22 protein-coding genes are annotated in these 17,323 nt (G+C 64.2%); 10 read left to right on the plus strand and 12 right to left on the minus strand.

Features of this window, described 5'->3' with window-relative positions; all coding sequences use genetic code 11:
- Window positions 1-51: 51 nt before the first annotated feature.
- Window positions 52-1,371 (minus strand): MFS transporter, encoded by a 1,320-nt coding sequence (locus BO1_RS38310; RefSeq protein ID WP_028222095.1) that lies wholly within the window; start codon window positions 1,369-1,371, stop codon window positions 52-54.
- A gap of 292 nt (window positions 1,372-1,663) precedes the next feature.
- Here BO1_RS38310 and BO1_RS38315 point away from each other — a divergent pair, with 292 nt between their 5' ends.
- Window positions 1,664-2,635 (plus strand): LysR family transcriptional regulator, encoded by a 972-nt coding sequence (locus tag BO1_RS38315; protein ID WP_028222096.1) that lies wholly within the window; start codon window positions 1,664-1,666, stop codon window positions 2,633-2,635.
- 78 nt (window positions 2,636-2,713) lie between these two features.
- Here BO1_RS38315 and BO1_RS38320 read toward each other — a convergent pair whose 3' ends face one another.
- Genes BO1_RS38320 through BO1_RS38335 form a run of 4 tightly spaced genes read right to left on the minus strand, consistent with a single transcriptional unit; the run spans window position 2,714 to window position 5,397 of the window.
- Window positions 2,714-4,093, minus strand: a complete 1,380-nt coding sequence (locus tag BO1_RS38320; RefSeq protein WP_084688565.1) for an ATP-binding protein — start codon at window positions 4,091-4,093, stop codon at window positions 2,714-2,716.
- Window positions 4,090-4,830 carry a response regulator gene (locus tag BO1_RS38325; protein WP_028222098.1) on the minus strand — a complete coding sequence of 247 codons (741 nt, stop codon included), beginning with the start codon at window positions 4,828-4,830 and terminating at the stop codon, window positions 4,090-4,092. Before BO1_RS38325 ends, BO1_RS38320 begins: the two co-directional genes overlap by 4 nt.
- Window positions 4,831-4,837: 7 nt before the next feature.
- Window positions 4,838-5,029 (minus strand): hypothetical protein, encoded by a 192-nt coding sequence (locus BO1_RS54525; protein ID WP_043288355.1) that lies wholly within the window; start codon window positions 5,027-5,029, stop codon window positions 4,838-4,840.
- Window positions 5,026-5,397 carry a GFA family protein gene (locus BO1_RS38335; RefSeq protein WP_028222099.1) on the minus strand — a complete coding sequence of 124 codons (372 nt, stop codon included), beginning with the start codon at window positions 5,395-5,397 and terminating at the stop codon, window positions 5,026-5,028. The genes BO1_RS54525 and BO1_RS38335 overlap by 4 nt, the downstream gene beginning before the upstream one ends.
- 227 nt (window positions 5,398-5,624) lie before the next feature.
- Between BO1_RS38335 and BO1_RS38340 the strand changes: the two genes are divergently transcribed.
- Entirely contained in the window at window positions 5,625-6,359 is a 735-nt protein-coding gene (locus BO1_RS38340; protein ID WP_028222100.1) for a metallophosphoesterase family protein, read from the plus strand.
- A 46-nt stretch (window positions 6,360-6,405) separates the two neighbouring features.
- Here BO1_RS38340 and BO1_RS54530 read toward each other — a convergent pair whose 3' ends face one another.
- Both BO1_RS54530 and BO1_RS62175 read right to left on the minus strand, forming a co-directional pair.
- A complete protein-coding gene (locus BO1_RS54530; RefSeq protein ID WP_052409759.1) occupies window positions 6,406-6,609 on the minus strand; it encodes a type II toxin-antitoxin system MqsA family antitoxin in 204 nt (67 codons plus the stop codon).
- Window positions 6,610-6,611: 2 nt separating this feature from the next.
- Window positions 6,612-6,704, minus strand: a complete 93-nt coding sequence (locus BO1_RS62175; protein ID WP_407670056.1) for a hypothetical protein — start codon at window positions 6,702-6,704, stop codon at window positions 6,612-6,614.
- 270 nt (window positions 6,705-6,974) lie between these two features.
- Here BO1_RS62175 and BO1_RS38350 point away from each other — a divergent pair, with 270 nt between their 5' ends.
- Entirely contained in the window at window positions 6,975-7,220 is a 246-nt protein-coding gene (locus tag BO1_RS38350; RefSeq protein WP_028222101.1) for a toxin HicA, read from the plus strand.
- A 2-nt stretch (window positions 7,221-7,222) separates the two neighbouring features.
- Window positions 7,223-7,546, plus strand: a complete 324-nt coding sequence (locus BO1_RS38355; RefSeq protein ID WP_028222102.1) for a type II toxin-antitoxin system HicB family antitoxin — start codon at window positions 7,223-7,225, stop codon at window positions 7,544-7,546.
- A gap of 6 nt (window positions 7,547-7,552) precedes the next feature.
- On the opposite strand, the gene BO1_RS38360 is transcribed toward BO1_RS38355, so the two are convergent.
- From BO1_RS38360 to BO1_RS38370, 3 genes are all read right to left on the minus strand, one after another.
- A complete protein-coding gene (locus BO1_RS38360; protein WP_028222103.1) occupies window positions 7,553-8,773 on the minus strand; it encodes an MFS transporter in 1,221 nt (406 codons plus the stop codon).
- 245 nt (window positions 8,774-9,018) lie between these two features.
- Window positions 9,019-9,513, minus strand: coding sequence for a nuclear transport factor 2 family protein (locus tag BO1_RS38365; protein WP_028222104.1), 495 nt, complete (start codon window positions 9,511-9,513; stop codon window positions 9,019-9,021).
- Window positions 9,514-9,676: 163 nt separating this feature from the next.
- A complete protein-coding gene (locus tag BO1_RS38370; RefSeq protein WP_028222105.1) occupies window positions 9,677-10,204 on the minus strand; it encodes an acyltransferase in 528 nt (175 codons plus the stop codon).
- A gap of 237 nt (window positions 10,205-10,441) precedes the next feature.
- On the opposite strand from BO1_RS38370, the gene BO1_RS38375 reads away from it, so the two are divergent.
- Complete coding sequence (locus tag BO1_RS38375; RefSeq protein WP_028222106.1) at window positions 10,442-11,461, plus strand: helix-turn-helix domain-containing protein; 1,020 nt, start codon at window positions 10,442-10,444, stop codon at window positions 11,459-11,461.
- A 157-nt stretch (window positions 11,462-11,618) separates the two neighbouring features.
- The gene (locus tag BO1_RS38380) at window positions 11,619-12,053 is read left to right on the plus strand and encodes a MarR family winged helix-turn-helix transcriptional regulator (RefSeq protein WP_028222107.1); all 435 of its coding nucleotides are present in this window, start codon (window positions 11,619-11,621) and stop codon (window positions 12,051-12,053) included.
- A gap of 52 nt (window positions 12,054-12,105) precedes the next feature.
- Here BO1_RS38380 and BO1_RS38385 read toward each other — a convergent pair whose 3' ends face one another.
- Complete coding sequence (locus tag BO1_RS38385; RefSeq protein WP_028222108.1) at window positions 12,106-12,882, minus strand: enoyl-CoA hydratase-related protein; 777 nt, start codon at window positions 12,880-12,882, stop codon at window positions 12,106-12,108.
- A 256-nt stretch (window positions 12,883-13,138) separates the two neighbouring features.
- Between BO1_RS38385 and BO1_RS38390 the strand changes: the two genes are divergently transcribed.
- A complete protein-coding gene (locus tag BO1_RS38390; protein ID WP_028222109.1) occupies window positions 13,139-14,032 on the plus strand; it encodes a class I SAM-dependent methyltransferase in 894 nt (297 codons plus the stop codon).
- Window positions 14,033-14,670: 638 nt separating this feature from the next.
- Here the strand turns inward: BO1_RS38390 and BO1_RS54535 are convergent.
- Entirely contained in the window at window positions 14,671-15,582 is a 912-nt protein-coding gene (locus tag BO1_RS54535) for an AraC family transcriptional regulator (protein ID WP_084688567.1), read from the minus strand.
- A 111-nt stretch (window positions 15,583-15,693) separates the two neighbouring features.
- Between BO1_RS54535 and BO1_RS38400 the strand changes: the two genes are divergently transcribed.
- The 3 genes from BO1_RS38400 to BO1_RS54540 all read left to right on the plus strand — a co-directional run bounded on the left by BO1_RS38400 (window position 15,694) and on the right by BO1_RS54540 (window position 17,205).
- On the plus strand, window positions 15,694-16,059 hold the full coding sequence (locus tag BO1_RS38400; protein WP_028222110.1) for a nuclear transport factor 2 family protein: 366 nt from the start codon (window positions 15,694-15,696) through the stop codon (window positions 16,057-16,059).
- Window positions 16,060-16,216: 157 nt separating this feature from the next.
- Entirely contained in the window at window positions 16,217-16,363 is a 147-nt protein-coding gene (locus tag BO1_RS59765; protein ID WP_156992628.1) for a hypothetical protein, read from the plus strand.
- Window positions 16,364-16,380: 17 nt separating this feature from the next.
- On the plus strand, window positions 16,381-17,205 hold the full coding sequence (locus tag BO1_RS54540) for an enoyl-CoA hydratase/isomerase family protein (RefSeq protein ID WP_043288357.1): 825 nt from the start codon (window positions 16,381-16,383) through the stop codon (window positions 17,203-17,205).
- Window positions 17,206-17,323: the final 118 nt, after the last annotated feature.

Here is a 17,323-nt window from a genome sequence, read left to right on the forward strand (position 1 = left end):
TCCTTGTGATATTGGTTGGGTTCAGAAGGCGCAATGGCGCCTGCCGTGTGTTCAATCGACGCGGCGCTCCTCTATGCGCCAGACCGCGAGCAGCGTCACGAGCCCGCACGCGACCATGTAGAGCGCAGGCGAAAGCGGGTTGCCGGTCTTCGCAATGAGCCAGGTGACGATGAACTGCGAGCTGCCGCCGAACACCGTCACGCCCACGCTGTAGATCACCGAAAGGCCGCTCGCGCGCACCGAGGCGGGCAGCATCTCCATGAGCACGAGCAGCATGGGCGTCGAGCCGAGATTCGCCGCCGCCGTCAGCAGCACCGAAAGCGCGAGCACAAGCGGCACGCTGGGAAAGCGCGTCATGAGCCAGAACGCGGGCACCACCGCGATGAGGTTGAAAGCGAGCGAGGCCATGACGAGCGGCTTGCGCCGCGTGAGACGATCTGCGAGACGCCCCGAGACGAGCGAGGCGATCAGCATCGTGATGCCCGTGGCGCAGCCCGAGAGCAGCGAAAGCGAAGGCGGCATCTTCAGCACGCGAATCATGTAGGTGGGCATGAAGAAGACCACGAGATACATGCCCACCGTGCCTGCCGTCACCGCGAGGATGCCCTTGAGCACCTTGCCGCCGTGCTCGCGCATGAGCGTGCCGAGGGGGCTGGGCGCATCGGGCGCGGCCTCGTGCGTCTCGTCGAGCTTCGCGCGGATATAGAGGCCCACCGGCGCGATCGCGAGGCCGCCGAGGAACGGCAGACGCCAGCCCCAACTTTCGAGCGCATGCGGCGTGAGTGTGGCGTAGAGCATGGCGCCCGTGAGCGCGCCGATCAGCGCGGAGATGCCCTGGCTGCCCAGTTGCCAGCTCACGCGAAAGCCGCGCTGCCCCACCGAGCCCGACTCCATCAGCATGGACGTGGCCGCGCCGATCTCGCCGCCGAGCGAAAAGCCCTGCAGCAGGCGCCCCGCGAGCAGCACGAGCGAGCCGTAGACGCCGGCCTGCGCATAGGTGGGCGCCAGCGAGATGCACAGCGTGCCCGCCACCATCAGCGCGATGGTGAGCGTCATCGCGGCCTTGCGGCCGCGCCGGTCGGCGTAGCTGCCGATCACGAGGCCGCCGAGCGGACGCATCACGAAGCCGATGCCGAAAGTGGCCACCGCGAGCAGCAGCGAGCCAAAAGGACTGTCCGAGGGAAAGAAGAGCCGGCCTATCAGGAGCGCGAAGAAACTGTAGACCGTGAAGTCGTACATTTCCAGCGCATTGCCGATCGAGCAAGCGGCGATGAGGCGGAACTGGCTCTGGCGTGCCGGTGCGTGGCTGGAAGCGGCGGCGTGCGCGATGGCGCCCGTGTCGTCGGCGGCGCTGAGCGTAGCGTCATTCATGGCGGATCTCCGCAGGCAGGGTGGAACGTCGCGTTCGTGGCAGGCGCCGTGCGCCTTCGGCGTGCCTGGCATGCGCTCATGGCGCGCATGCGGCCGTGTTGACTTCCATGCAAACGGCAGGCGCCTGGTGATATTCAGGCAAGGTTCACTTTTGAAAAAAGTGAGAAATTTTCATCGTGATAACCAGATAGAATCGCCGTCATAACCAACGTGCAGCGGCCATCGGGATAAGTACCAACGCTCACCAGCCCGCTAAGCGCCCGGCGGGCGACGCTCTGGAGGAAATCATCGGATGAAACTGCACCAGTTGCGCGTCCTGCTCGCGCTCGCGCAGCACGGCAGCATGCATGAGGCATCGCGCAGCCTGCACGTCTCGCAGCCCGCGCTTTCCAAGGCGATCGCCGAGCTCGAGCGCGAGCTGGGCGTGACGCTCATCTCGCGCTCCGTGCGCGGCGTGAGCCTCACGAATTATGGGCGCGCGCTCGTCAAGCGGGCGAGCGTCGTCGAGCACGAGCTGCGACATGCGCTGGAAGACATCGAATCGATGCGCGGCCACGCCGAGGCGCAGCTCAATATCGGCTTCTCGGCGGTGGCCTCGAGCGGCCCCTTGCCGGAAGCCATCGCCGCGTTTCGCGCGCGCTTTCCCGCCGTGGCGATCCGCGCCTACGAACTGCGCCCGCAGCAGATCCTCGAAGGCCTGCGCGAAGGCCATCTCGATCTGGCGCTCATCTCCACGAATAGCGGCCCCGGCACCGGCGCGTTTCAGTGGGAGCCGCTCTTTTCGGTAGGCATGCTGGTGGCCGCGCGCCCCGGCCATCCCCTCGCGCGCACGACGCGCATCCGCTCGCTCGTCGATGCGGAATGGCTCACGCTCGACCCACTCGACGATCCCGGCAGCCCGCTCGCGAGCCTGATGCGCCTGCACCGGCTGGAGATGCCGCGCAATGTCGTGCAGAGCAGCTCGAACCTGCTGGGGCTTCAGCTCGCCACCTGCACGGACCTCATCAGCGTGTGGTCCGATTTCGTGTTCTATGGCCGCACCGGCCCGCTCGCGCTGAATCCCGATGCGCTCAAGCCCCTGCCGATCCGCGATGAATTACCGGACTATCACGTCTTCATGGTGTATCGCTCGCCCGATCTGATGACACAAACATGCCTCGAATTCAGCAAGGAAATTCGTCATCGCGGACGCAAGATGGTGTCGCCGCGTCTCGCGGCGCAAGCGGCGGCGCGCGGGCGCAAAGGGAGTGGCGCGCAGACGTAGTGAAGCCACTCGGGGCTGAAAATCAAGCACTCGGCCGTGCTATCGGACCAAGCTCCCGCGCACGCAAAGCCCCTCGATTCAGGCCTTGCGCTGGCCATTCAACACGAGCCGCGCTTCCAGCCCGCCGCCCGGGCGGTTGTGCAGCGAAAGCTGCGCCCCCATTGCGACGGCCAGTTGACGTGCAATCGCCAGGCCGAGCCCCGTGCCGCCCGTGCCGCGGTTGCGCGAGGTTTCGAGCCGGTAGAACGGCTCGAACACCGCTTCGAGCGAGGCCTCGGGAATGCCCGGCCCGCGGTCGAGCACCGAGATCGTGACCTGAGCATCGCCGGGCCCCTTGATGAGCGCAATCTCCGCCGCGCCCGCGAACTTCAGCGCATTGTCGACGAAATTGCCCACGATGCGCTTGAGCGCCTGGGCGCGCGTGACCATCGCGAGCGGCGCGCGCGTCTCGTAGCGCACGTCGCTGCCGGCATCGGTGTAATCGCACACGAGGCTGTCGAGCAGTGCGTCGAGATCCACGCGTATCGGCACCTCGGCCGCGCCGTGCAGCGTGCGCGCGTAGGCCACGCCCTCCTTCACGAGCTGCTCCATTTCCTGCAAATCCTGCCTGAGCTTCGTGCTCTGGGCATCGTCGTCCATGACGTCCACGCGCAGGCGCATGCGTGTGATGGGCGTTTGTAAGTCATGCGAAATAGCCGCGAGAATCTGCATGCGCTCGGCCATATAGCCCGCGATGCGCGCCTGCATCGCGTTGAACGCGCGCGCGGCGCGCGCCACCTCGGAGGGGCCGTCCTCTTCCAGATGCTCGGCCTTGAGGTCGGGGCCAAGCGCGTCGGCGGCGCGCGCGAGCGCATCGAGTGGACGCGTCGCGATGCGCACCGCGAGCCAGCAGCACACGGCCAGCACGACGAGCTGCACGAACAGCACGAACGGCAGCCAGCGCGAGAGCGGCAGCGACGTTTGCGGACGCACGTCGATGGTGAGCGGCGAGCCGTCGGTCAGACGCAGATGCACCTGCAGGTGCTCGCGCTCGCCGGGAATCGCATTGGCCGTGAGTGCATAGTGCTTGCCGATGCCCTTCTCGATGGCCGCCTCGTAGCGCCGCGAGAGCTGCGCGTCGGGCGCGACGCCGGGCACGCCCGCGCCGAGCACGAAGGTGTAGCTGCGCCGCGCGAGGCGCGGCAGCCACGCGGCACGCTCCGCCGGCGGCAGATTGTCGAGTAGCGCCACCGAGCTGGCCACTTCGCGCTCGACGTAATCCATCATCATGTTGGCCGTGGTTTCGTCGCGCTCGGTGAGCGTGAGCAAGACCGACAGCGTCTGCGCGAGCGCGAGGCCCACGCAGAGGATCAGCGCGAGCCGTGCGAACAGCGTGCGCGGCCAGCGCAGGAGATGGCGTCGCGCGCCAGCGGCAGCGGCGGTCTCGCCGCGCTGCGCATCATGGCTTGCCGTACTCATTGCGGCCCTTCGATCGCGCTCACGGCCGCCGAGAACACATAGCCCTCGTTGCGCAGCGTCTTGATGTAGCGAGGCTCGCGCGCGCCATCGCGCAGGCGCTGCCGCAAACGGCTCACGAGCAGGTCGATCGAGCGGTCGAACGCGTCCGCCTGGCGTCCTTGTGTGAGGTTCAGCAACTGGTCGCGCGTGAGGACGCGCTGCGGGTTATCGAGGAACACGCGCAGGAGCCGGTATTCGGCGCCGGAGAGCGCGACGAGCGTGCCCTCCTCGTCGAGCAGATGGCGCGCCGTGGTATCGAGCCGCCATTCGCCGAAGCCGAGCATCGACGCCGTTTCGCTCACCTGCATGCCGGGCGGCAGCATGCGCGCGCGGCGCAGCACCGAGCGGATGCGCGCGAGCAGCTCGCGCACGGCGAACGGCTTGGCGAGGTAGTCGTCGGCGCCCATTTCGAGGCCGACGATGCGGTCGGTCTCCTCGCCGCGCGCCGTGAGCATGAGCACCGGCACCGTGCGAAAGCGCCCCGCGCGCAGGTCGCGGCACAGCACGAGGCCGTCCTCGCCCGGCAGCATCAGATCGAGCACGATGAGGTCGGGCGCGCCGTTTTCGAGCGCGGCGCGCATCTCGCGTCCGTTCGCGGCCAGCGTCACGCGCATGCCGTTCTTTTCGAGGTAGTCGGCAATCAGCTCGCGAATGCCGCGATCGTCGTCGACGATCAGAATGTGGTCGGTCTTTTCCATGCGCCGATCATACTCCGCGCGCGGCGGCGCCTGTGCTGCTTCTTGTGCCGCCCGGGCCACGGCCAGGCGACCTGCGGCCGCCATTCGGCACGATCTTCTCGCGCCGCGTGAGCGTGGCGAGCGTGCACGAGAGCGGATGCACGGCCTCGGTCGCAAGACCGCCCGCCAGCAGCGCGAGCACCGCAAAGAGCCGCCTCATGCGTCCTCCACCACCGAAAGGCTCGCGCCGTCGTTCAGGCCGGCCTCCAGCGAGTAAACGTCCACGCCTTCGAGGCAGCCGAGATTCACGCGCCAGAGCGCGGGGTCCTTGCGCGTCTGATGAAAGGGATAGATGCCGCAATGGCGGCAGAAGTAGTGCTTCGCCACGCGCGTGTTGAACTGATAGAGCGTGAGGGCGTCTTTGCCGCTCACGATGGTCAGCTCGCCCGCGGCAAACAGCGGCGACATGAGCGCGCCCTTGCGGCGGCACAGGCTGCAGTTGCAGCGCGAGGCGGGCGTGAGCGCGGTGCGGACCTCGAAGCGCACGGCCCCGCAGTGACACGAACCGTGCTGGATCTCTGCATTCATGCTGCGTTCTCCTCGATGCGTCGATTGCGATGGATGCTTTATAGCGCAGCGCGCGCGGCGCCATGTATCCCAATGTATCTGTGCGTACGGCCGATACAAAACATTGCACGTTGGTGCCGATTCGCGGGTTTCCGCGTCGCGCAGGACGCACGGTATCAGATTCATCTGGCTTGCATGCCCAAGGTGGCATCGTCGAAAATGGCGCTTCTCCCACTCATTGCCATGCCATGAAAATCGCCGCACTCTCGGACATTCACGGCAACCTCCCCGCGCTGGACGCCGTACTGCGCCATATCCGCTCGCAGGGCGCCGACCTGATCGTCAATCTCGGCGACATCGTCTCCGGCTCGATCTCGCCAGCCGAGACCGCGGACCGCCTGATGGCGCTCGATCTGCCCACCATTCGCGGCAATCACGAGCGGCAACTGCTTGCCGGCGATTCCGCGGGCATGGGAGCGTCCGACCGCTTCGCACGCGCGGTGCTGCGCGCCGATCAGCTCGACTGGATCGCCCAGTTGCCGGCGACGCTGTGCATCGCGGACGACGTGCTCATGGTCCACGGCACGCCCGAGAACGATCTCGACTACTTTCTCGAGACCGTGACCGAAGCGGGATGCCGCGCCGCCACTCAGGCAGAAGTCGAGCGCCGCGCGGGCGACGGCCCCGAGCGGCTGATTCTCTGCGGCCACACGCATGTGCCGCGCAGCGCGACGCTCGGCGACGGGCGTCTCGTCGTCAATCCGGGCAGCGTGGGACTGCAGGCCTATCAGGACGACTTGCCGTGGCCGCACCGGATCGAAACGGGTTCGCCGCACGCGCGCTATGCAACCGTCACGCGCACGAAGTCAGGCTGGGATGCCGAATTCCATGCGGTCGAGTACGACTGGGACGCGACGGCGGATCTGGCGCGCTCCAATGGGCGGCCCGACTGGGTGATGGCGTTGCGTGAGGGGCGTTGTTGAGAGCACGAGGTGCGTGGGTTCTCGCATTACGGTGCAGGCCATGTCGCTAAGCCATATCGCGTTGACGTTGAAACGCTGCGATCCAGTCGGCATACCGGTCGCCTTGCTCGCCGTCGAACACGACCTCATCGCAGTCCGGGCAAAAATCGCCGGTCATAGACGGAACGCTGGTCGTTTCGCCCTTATACGAGTACGACAAATCACGCTGATCGCGAATCAGTTCCGCGGCACCGCAATTCGGACATCTCATAGTCAACGCTCCTTGAACGAAATCGCCAGCACGAGCTCGCGCATGATCAACTTCAGGTAAGCAACCTGACTGTACGCCGGCGTAGTGCGATACAGGTCTTGCCATTATTGCCAGCCTGCCTCGCTGATCGGCCACTTCCCTTGGGCACACCAGAAGCTGTTCTGCGCGAGAACAAATCTTCCTTTTGAGCTTGTGCGCCAGGCCTATAAGCCCTCGGTAATATCGACGCGCAACGACTCCCAATCTTCAAGCTTCGCCCCTTTCGCCATCGCCAATGCCGTCGAATACGTGCGGGAAGTTGGACGCCCGTCCATCCCGCCTTGTCGCACTACACGTGCTTGACGAATGGTGCCAATAATGACACCATGACAAACGAACGAAAAATCCCTGAGCAAATGCGGACTGAACCCGCGAACGTGCGATTCGGCGACCTGTACAAAGTCTGCGAGACGCATTTCGGGAAGCCTCGCCAATCTGGCTCCAGCCACTCGATCTTCAAAACCCCGTGGCCTGGCGATCCACGCGTGAACATCCAGAACGAGCGCGGCAAGGCCAAGGTGTATCAAGTGCGACAGGTTCTTGAAGCGCTCGACAAACTGAAGGAAGGGTAACGATGGCCCACGATCACTACACCTACCGCATCACGTGGTCCCCGGAGGATCGGGAGCATGTCGGGCTCTGTGCGGAGTTCCCGTCTCTTTCATGGCTCGACAAAACGCCGGAAGCGGCGCTAACGGGCATCCGCCGGGTCGTCGCCGAAGTCGTGCGCGATATGAACGCCAGCGGCGAGAAGGTCCCCGAACCCATCGCGGATCGTGCCTATAGCGGGGAGTTCAAGGTGCGGATTCCGCCGCAAGCGCATCGCGCACTCGTGATTCAGGCGGCCGAGCAGGGCGTCAGCCTGAATCGTCTTGCAAGCGCAAAGCTCTGCGCGTAACGCGCGTCACCGCCCCCGCTTCGCCACCGCCAGCGCCCGCACCGCCACCGCCGCCGCGGCAACACCGGACGCCGAGCCCACCACGAGCGCCCAGCGCGGCCCCCAGTGGTCGGCCACCCAGCCCACCATAGGCGCGCCGATGGGCGTGCCGCCCAGCGCCACGGCCAGCCGGATCGCCATTACGCGCCCGCGCATCGAAGGCTCGGTAGAGAGCTGCATCAGGCTATTGGTCTCGGTCATCAAGGTCAGCGCCGCAATGCCGATCAGCACCAGCGCCGCGCCGAACCAGCCGTAGCTCGGCGCAACCGCAGCCAGCCCACAGCCCACGCCGAACACAGCCGACGCGATCAACAGCGAGCCAAAGCGCGGGTTGCTGCGATGTGCGCCGAACAGCGCGCCCGTCACGGTCCCCACCGCCATCATCGACGAGAGCAGGCCATAGCCGCCCGCATCGGCATGAAAGACGCGCACGGCCATGGTGGAGATGAAGATCGGAAAATTGAGGCCGAACGTGCCGATCAGAAACAGCATCACCACGATCGCCTTGAGGTCCGGGCGCGCCCACACGTAGCGCAAGCCCGCCGCGAGGCTGCCCTTCGCGGGCTTCGCCCGTGCGCGCACGCGCAGCTCCTGTGTGCGCAGGCGCGTGAGCGACACGAGCACCGCCACGAACGACAGGCCGTTGAGCACGAACGCCCAGCCCACGCCCACCGAGGCGATCACCGCGCCCGCCACCGCCGGCCCGATCATGCGCGCGGCGTTGAACGACGTCGAATTGAGCGCGACCGCGTTGGCCAGATCGGCGTCGCCGACCAGCTCGGAGACGAAGGTCTGCCGCACCGGCGAATCGAATGCCGTCGTGCTGCCGAACAGGAACGCGAAGACGTACACATGCCAGAGCTGCACCACGCCGGTAATCGTGAGCACGCCCAACGCCAGGGCGAGCACGCCGAGCGTGGCCTGCGTGATCATCAGGAGGCGCCGCTGGTTCATGTGGTCGGCGGCATAGCCCGACCAGGGCAGAAAGAGCATCTGCGGCCCGAACTGCAGGCCCATGACCACGCCCACCGCCGCCGCGCTGTGGTGCGTGAGGCCGGTCAGCACGAGCCAGTCCTGCGCGGTGCGCTGCATCCAGGTGCCGATATTGGACACCAGCGCGCCCGCCGCCCACACCCGGTAGTTGAAGCTGCGCAGCGAGCGGAACATGCCGGAGGCGGAGTCGCTCATGGGCCGCGCCTTCGGTTGTGGACGCGCCGACCGAGCCGGCCGGCCAGCGCGCATAGCTCACCCGCGCGCGCGGGGTTCAATTCGGGGAAGGCATCGGCGTGTCGCTGGATCATGCACGCATTCTACGGAATATGACCTCGCCCTGAGAAGGCACGTGTCATATCCCGTCGCGGCGCGTCCTTGCACAACGGCGGTGGACCCTGCTCGATGGACGAAAAGCCGATGCCTCAAGCACCGCCGAGCGGCTAGCCCGCCTGGCGCCCGGCAAAGCGCACGCCCGGCGACGCCGGGTCGTAACTCCCGACGAGCGTAGACGTCACGACGCAACGCGTCGCGGCGATCTTCCACTTGCCGTCGATCTTGCGGTACTCGTCCTCGTAGTACGCCCCAAGCTGCGTGAAAGCGCGCTCGCGCGTGTCGAGCATCTGATAGTGCAGCCCCCACGTGCCGCGCGCATGCCGCTCGTCGAGCACCTCGATCTGCGGATTGACGCCGTGGTGCATCTCCACGATATGGGGATGGCAGCCCAGCCGCTCGAACACGGCGACCAGCGCGTCGCGGTCGTCGAATACGCCGATCGCACCATAGTCGATGCGCACCGGACCAGGCGCAAAGCACTCGCGCATGCCGTGCGGATCCTTCATGTCGCAACAGGCGAAATAGCGCGCTTTGAGGCTGCGAATCGCGTCGGCGTCTTCAAGCGCGCGCAAGCGCGCTTCCAGCGTATCCATCGGGTTCATACGGTCTCCTGAGTTCCGGACGCATCCGGATTCCGGAACCCCACGGTACAAGCGCCCACGCAAGCGCACATCGTCCAGCCGGACGATGCGCGGCGAAATCCGTCGACGGCTAATGTGGACAACGGCACAGCGGTGGAAAACGACACAGCGGCGCCCCGCTCGCCTAGCCGTCGATCCGCTTCATCGAGTGCAAGCAATCCTTGGCGAGTTGCTGATAGAGCCGCGTGCCCGCTGCCTTGCCCGCGATCTCCGCTTCGTCCAGTGGCCTCACGACGCGCCCCGGCACGCCCGCCACGAGCACGCCGGCAGGCACATCCCAGCCCGCCTTGACGAACGCGCAGGCCGCAACGATGGTTTGCCGGCCAATGATGGCGCCGTCCATGATGACGGCATTCATGCCGATCATCACGTCAGGCCCGAGATGCGCGCCGTGCACGACCGCGCCATGTCCGATATGGCTGTTGACGCCCAGCCGGCAGGTCTCGCGAATGCCGACGTGCAGTGTGCAGCTATCCTGCACATTGCTGCCTTCTTCAATGACGATCGCCCCGAAGTCGCCGCGCAAGCTGGCGTGCGGGCCGATATAGCAATGCGCGCCTATGCTCACGTCTCCAATCACGACCGCGGAAGGATGCACATACGCGGATGCGTCGACGCGAGGACGCATGCCGTTGAATTCGAAAAGCGCCATAGAGGACTCCGTTGCAGTTGAGGGCACCACCTTAACGGAGCCATCGATCAAATTCCAGCGTTCAATCGCTTCAGAGAGCGGTCGTCGCACTCGCTCAGGTCCGCGAACACCGCGCCTCAACCTGTTCATTAGACGAAACGACACCAGCCGGCCCGTGTGTATACTAAGTTCCGCGCCGGGCACTCGCACCGGCGTCCCGATCACTCAACGGCGCAGCGTCGGTCTATACGGATCAAAATGAAAGCCCCTTCCCAGCACAAGTCCAGACGCGCTCTTCCGGGGCTGGATGTCCGCCTGCGCGACGAGTTGAGTCGGAGCGACGGCCAAACGCGTGCAGCGCCGGCAGCCGGCAGCATTACCGATCTGCCATCGGACAGTGCTACCGCGCTGTATCGCCATGTGATCGAGCGGCTCGAGGCGCAAGTGGCCCACAACGACGGCCACCCGCCGATGCGCAAGGAAGAAGTCGACATGATGTGCAGGTGCCTCGTGACCTGCCGGACGCTCGACGAAGCGATCCGCTGCGCCGCCTCGTTTTGCCAGATGCTCTATCCCCGGGCCGGCGCGTTGCGGCTATCCGTGCAAGAGCACGAGTCGGTCTTCGAGATGGACTCGTTGCGCCGGACACGCAGCACCGGGGCGAGTCTTGTCGACGTAACGGGCCTGCTTTGCTATCTGCAGTTGTTCAGCTGGCTGATCGCACAACCGCTGCGTTTGACCCAGGTGTGGCTGGCTCACCCGAAACGCAGCGACGTCATGCCTTTGCTCGGTTTATTCAATGCGCCGGTCACGGTGGATGCCAAAACGTACGGGTTCGCTTTCGAGACTGCATTGCTCTCGCGCCCGGTCGTGCGGCAACCGGTGGAGCTCGAGGGCTTCCTTGCCCAATTCCCCTTTCAGATCGTCGATGCGGCACCCACAGTCGTTACGTGGGCACAGAAAGCGCGAGGGATTCTGGATGGCGCGCTCGAGCGCGGACACGCGCTACCCTCGTTGCAAGACCTCGCGGAATGGTTTGGACTCAGCGAGCCCACATTGCGCCGCCGGCTCGCTGCCGAGGGCGTCAGCTATCTGACCTTGCGCGAACGCTCGCTGCGCGAGGCCGCTGAGCGCTGCTTGCGCGATACGGACTGGCCGGTCTCGCGGATCGCCAGTCATCTTGGCTTCGGCGGAGAAGAAGCGTTCAGGCGGGCATTCGTGCGCTGGACCGGACGCGCACCCAGCCACTACCGGTCTCAAGTGCGCGCGCAGGCGTGAGTTCGCGGACACGGACGACGCTGGCACAGGCAATAATTCAACGCTGTGGACATGACCGCCTCCAACGTCAGTGGCGATAGCAGGCCGATGTATCATTCGCATGCGTACAATCACTCGGCCGGCTTTACGATGCCGGATCGCAACATGAGGGAGAGGAATGGATCATCGGCTCGTCTATCTGCTGAACGTGGGGCAGCGACGCCTCCATCGTTGGTCGCAGGCGCGCACGTGGGCGGGCGGTGTGACGGCGGCACAGGCGGGTTTACTTTTTTTTCTGGCGAAGAACGACGGAGCGCTGACCAATGAAGCCGCGGCCGCGCTCGACCTGAAGGCGCCAGGCATGAGCGGCCTCGTCGATCGCGCGGAACGGGCGGGGCTCATCGAGCGTCATGCCGACGCGTCCGACCGCCGCGTTTCACGCCTCTGGTTGACCAAAGAGGGACGAGCGGCGGTCAAGCGCTCGAAAGCCAGTCTCGCCGATTTGAACGCCCGGTTAACCGATGGGTTCACGGACGCCGAAATCGACATCGTGGCACGCTGGCTGACCAGCCTGCAGGACAAGTTCCCCGCTATCGACGAAGACGCCGCTTAAACAGTTGCAGGGCGCGACACGCGCCCTGCTTTACGCATTGACGCGTAGCCGTTTATTGTCGAGCTAGTTTCGTGAAGTCGGGCTTGCGCTTCTCTGCGAAAGCCGCGAAGGCTTCTCTCGCCTCTGCGCTCGCCAGCCGATCGGCAAAAACGGCCCTTTCGCTATCGATTTGCGCGACCAGTTGTGCCGCATCGCGCATCAATCGTTTCATTGCCGTGAGCGAGCCCGCCGGGCGCGCGGCGATCCTCGCGGCAATTTTCCTCGCTTCCGCGCGCAGTTCCGCCGCCGAGGTCTTCCTGTTCGCGAGACCCCATGCGACGGCCGCATCTGCGGAAACCGGATCGCCTAGTGCGAACATGTCGAACGCCCGCACATGTCCTATCCGCAATGGCAACAGCAGGCTCGACGCCGCTTCAGGCACCAGCGCGAGATTCACAAAGGGCGTGATCAATTGCGCGTCCTCGGAGAGCAGCACGTAGTCGCAATGAAGCAGCATCGTCGTGCCCACGCCAACGGCCTTGCCCTGGACTGCCGCGACGATGGGCACCGTCGCCGTCGCGAGTTCCCGCAGGAACCGCTCGACATGCCGCTCTTGCGGGCCATGGCCCGCCGACTGAGTCGCGAATTCTCCAATGTCGTTGCCCGCGGTGAACATGTCTCCATCGGCCTGAAACAATAGCGCCCGGATCTCGTCATCCGCGTTCGCCCGCGCAACGGCATCCGCGAGTGCGCCGTACATCTCATTCGTGAGCGCATTCTTCTTGTCCGGCCGCGACATCGTTACGGTCAGCACACCCTCTAAAAGCTCTGCCTTGATCTCCTGCATCATTACCTTTCTCCTGAAAGCCAAGCGGCGTTCTTTCGGAACATCATCTTCGCAGATGATTCGCATACGAAGTATATTTAAATTCGCATGCGAAGTAAACATGCACGAAATCGAAGCCGCCTGGATTGGTGCCAAGCAACCGCAAGCTCACGCGGAGCTATTCCGGGCGAGCTTGCGGTTGCGCTGGAGATTCTGCTGGCCAGCACGAGTGCGCATAAGCGGGTATCGTGTCGACTATCCAGAACCTGCACTCGCGCCCATGAATCCGGTCCAACGCCCTCTTGTCTCCACGCGTCTCGCACTGAAACGTACTGCTGCCATCGCCACGGCGTCTCTCGCGCTCTTCGCGGCGGGATGCGCGACGCCCACGAAGCAGGCCGGGCCCAGCACGCAGGCGCTACCGGCGGCCGCCACTTCACTCGATGCCGCGATCGCCGGTCCCCAGCGTAGCGAGCGGGCCAAAGCGCGCGACGTCTATCGACATCCGAAGGAGACGCTGCAGTTCTTCGGCGTCGAGCCCACTCAAACGGTGCTCGAAATTGCGCCAGGCGGCGGCTGGTACACCGATATCCTGGCGCCGTGGCTGCACGCGGGCGGCCATCTTTACGAGGCCCAATACGTCAGCACGTCAGCGGAACTGGCCGCCGAAGACCGCGACAGCGACGCCGCCTTTCTGCACAAGCTCGCAGCGAACCCGGCGCTTTATGGCAACGTCAAGGTAGGCACCTTGCACGCCGGCGAATTCACCGGCTTCGACGCGCAAGGCCAGTTCGACGCGGTGCTCACGTTCCGCAACATCCACAACTGGATCAAGGATGGCCAGATCGACGACAACCTGCGCGCGTTCTATGTCGCGCTGAAACCGGGTGGCGTGCTCGGCGTCGAGGAGCATCGCGCGCGGCGCGGCACGACCGTGCAACAGATGATCGATACCGGCTATGTGACCGAAGAGTATGTGATCGAGCATGCGCAGAGCGCGGGCTTCGTGCTGGCCGCGCGCAGCGAGATCAACGCGAATCCGAAGGACACCAAGGACTATCCGCACGGCGTCTGGTCGCTGCCGCCCAGCTACAAGGGCGGCGACGTGGACCGCGCGCGTTATGCCGCGATCGGCGAATCGGATCGCATGACGCTCAGGTTCATCAAGCCATGACGCAGTCGTTGTGCGCCGCGGGCGCGTGTCCGACTGCCACCAGGATTGTGGGCGAGCTTGGGACGGGGTGCGGAGGCCGATAAAGCGCGTCCGGCGTTGGCCGTCCGTCGGGACCGGGAAGACGGATCTGTTCCTCCGCCCGGCCGCGCTGCATCGATCGCGAAAAACATATGTAGAAGCGAAGCAGGTTTTCCGGCAGTACGTGCCCGCCGGTCGGCTCCGGTTTCGCCGATGCCAGCTCCGCAGCCTCGATGCGTGAAGCACTGCGCACGCGTAGGGAGCCATAAAAGCCGCACCTGCACCTCACCGAAAATCAACCACTTGCAAGTTGGCGCGCCACAAAGACCCTTCGACCCGTGTCTAACTTGGTGAGACTGGCCTACGTCAGCGCCACAGCTGAAGCATTGCCTGACGCGATTGGCCGTAGCCGACCCGAAGCGGTCCTTGCATGCCGCGTCGCCTCGATGTCGGATTCCGGAGTCAAACGGTCATCCGTCGCGCAGAATTGCAGGCAGTGGCCATTCGTGACAGAACGACGGTGAAAGCGAATGATGATCATGCAGGCGGCCTCCTCGCTGTGATTAAGCGGGCTCGGCGTCGGACCGGACGCGGCCGGTTCTGTCTCGAAGGGCTCCGGCTCAGCGACAATCAGGCTTTTCGCGCCGATACTGAATTGGCGACACGCCACGAGTCGATTTGAAGGCTCGACTGAAGGAAAATTCAGACTGGTATCCGACACGCGATGCGATCTCGCCAAGTCGCAGATCGGTCTGCTCGAGTAGTTGAGCGGCAAGGCCCATGCGCCAGCGCGTTAGATAGCTGTGCGGTGGTTCACCTACTGAATTGCTGAAGTTGCGGGCGAACGCAGCGCGCGACAACCCAGCTTCTTTGGCGAGTTCCTCCAGTGTCCACGCACGTTCGGGTTCTTCGTGTATGCGCGCGAGAACCCGTGTCATGTGCGGCGTGCGCAGAGCCGAAAACCAGTCGTTTGTTGCGGGAGAGGCAGCGTCGGCCCAATCGCGTATGAAGTAGACGAACATGGACGAGAGCAGGTTACGAACCACGATCTGATTCCCGAAGTTCGGCGCCTCCACTTCATTACGCAGCATGCGCAGCGTGTCGCTTAGAGGTGAGCATCCAGGTTCCGTTCCAGCGCGGAGCGACACGGCTCGTGGTAGCGCCCGCAGAGCGGGAAGCGCCAGGTGCTGGTCTATGTCGAACTGGCCGCAAATCAGCGTGGTGGCCTTTGGATCGCGGTCGACGACACCATCACGCATAGCCAGGAACCGGTCTAGCGGCATGGCTTTGCCTCGCCCGGAATGCGCCACTTCATGTGCGCTGCCACGCGGGAACAGGACCAGTTCACCAGCCTGCAATTCGATAGTTTCCATCTCAGGTTGGCGCACGAAAGCACGTCCTTCCGCCACGAAATGGAACACCGCGGCATCGCGAGGTTGCACCTCGAACCCCCATGGGCCTGCCACGCGTGTTCGCACCAGCACCAAGCCATCGGCACGGACCGCCTTTAACCAACCGTTCAACGCATCCATGACCGCATCGTACCAGAATGAGACGAATTGCTATGTTTTCGCGCTGCATGGGTATGGACCATCTTCCAGAGAGCCCTTCCAATGAGAGGGTACAACCCGGGAGGTGAAATCATGAATAGGGATCATGTCCTACAAGTGCTTAACACTATCTACGAGAAGATCTTCAACGAGGGCCAGGCAGACCTGTATCCGGGTTTTGTGAGCGGGCGATACATTCAACACAATCCGCTTTTCCCGGATGGCACCGATTTCATCGCCGGCTATATCAAGCAGGTCGGCAAGGTGCCGTGCGAGGTCAAACGCATCGCAATCGATGGCGACCTCGCTTTCGTTCACGTGCGCTATCTGGACTGGGGCGGCAAGGAGACCGCAGGCGTCGACATTTTCCGCTTCGACGAAAATGGAAAAATCGTTGAGCACTGGGATGTTCTGCAACCGGTCCCGGAGACGGCCAATAACAAGAACACGATGTTCTGAGCGAGCGAGGGGGGCGCACGAAACAACCTGTACGACGGTGGTTTGGCGCGCAATGCCAACACTTTCGTCGCCTTGTCGCCACTTTCTTTCATTGTGAGCGCACGGCCAAGGTGATTTCGCAGCGACTCGCAATGATCTATGGTGAGCGGCGCAAAACGTGGGGCGAGACGTTCTCGCGCTGCTGCCGCCTCGCCGCCTCGCCGATTCGCTTAAAAGCGGCCGCTTCGGCGCGTATGTCGACGAATTCGCCGTCACTGGCAGTAGCGCTCGCGACTGGTTCGTCGAGCACCTCCTGTCAACCTGAGTCAAAAGGAGCGGACGATGTCTGACTATGAAACCCTGCGAATCGATACATCACATTCGGTAATGACCGTCACGCTGTCCAATCCACCGATCAACCTTGAAACAGACGCGATGATGGCCGACCTCGATCGCCTGGTCACGTTTCTTGAAGGGGATCTTGAAACGAAAGTCGTCGTTTTCCGCAGCGATACGCCCGGCTACTTCATGGCGCATTTTGATATCGCACCGGGCCCTACACGCATACTGCCGCCGCTGGGCGCGCCGCCGATGCACGGGGTGCTGCACACGCGCATCAGTCACCTCGATCAGGTCACGATCGGCGAACTGCGCGGTCGCGCACGTGGTGGCGGCAGTGAATTGCTACTGGCGCTCGACATGCGGTTCGCTTCACGGGAGACGGCACTCATCGGGCAGCCCGAAATCATCCTCGGTTTGCATGCCGGCGCCGGCGGCACCGCGCGACTCGTCCAGTTAATGGGACGAGGGCGCGCGTTTGAAGCGGCCTTGAGCGGCCTCGACTATGACGCGGATACCGCGGAGCGGTACGGGTGGATCAATCGCGCATTGCCGGATACGGAGATCCGCGATTTTGTTGACCGCTTGGCGCGGCGCATCGCGAGCTTTCCAGCTTCGGGTATCGCCTCGGTCAAATCGATCATAAACCGGACCAGCTCGATCAGCTCAAGCGTGTTGAGCGAGGATTCGGTGCGATTCTGGAGGGAAATCCAGTTGCCTGAGGTGCAAGAACGCCTCGCTTGGATGCTCGCCAACGGCGGCCAGACAAGAGGGCCGATGGAGGACGACCTCGCAACGAATCTCGCGCGCTTTCCTGAAAAGCTTTGAGCTAGTCTGCCCCAGGTTGATCAACCGCGTCAGCCAATAACCAGCACGAAGAGCCGTTGTTAGAATCGGAGCAGCCGTTCAAATGGCCGTGTTGTGACGATGGAGAACGGCAGTTCAT

The sequence above is a fragment of the Paraburkholderia oxyphila NBRC 105797 genome (genome assembly GCF_000685075.1).
GTDB lineage: Bacteria > Pseudomonadota > Gammaproteobacteria > Burkholderiales > Burkholderiaceae > Paraburkholderia > Paraburkholderia oxyphila.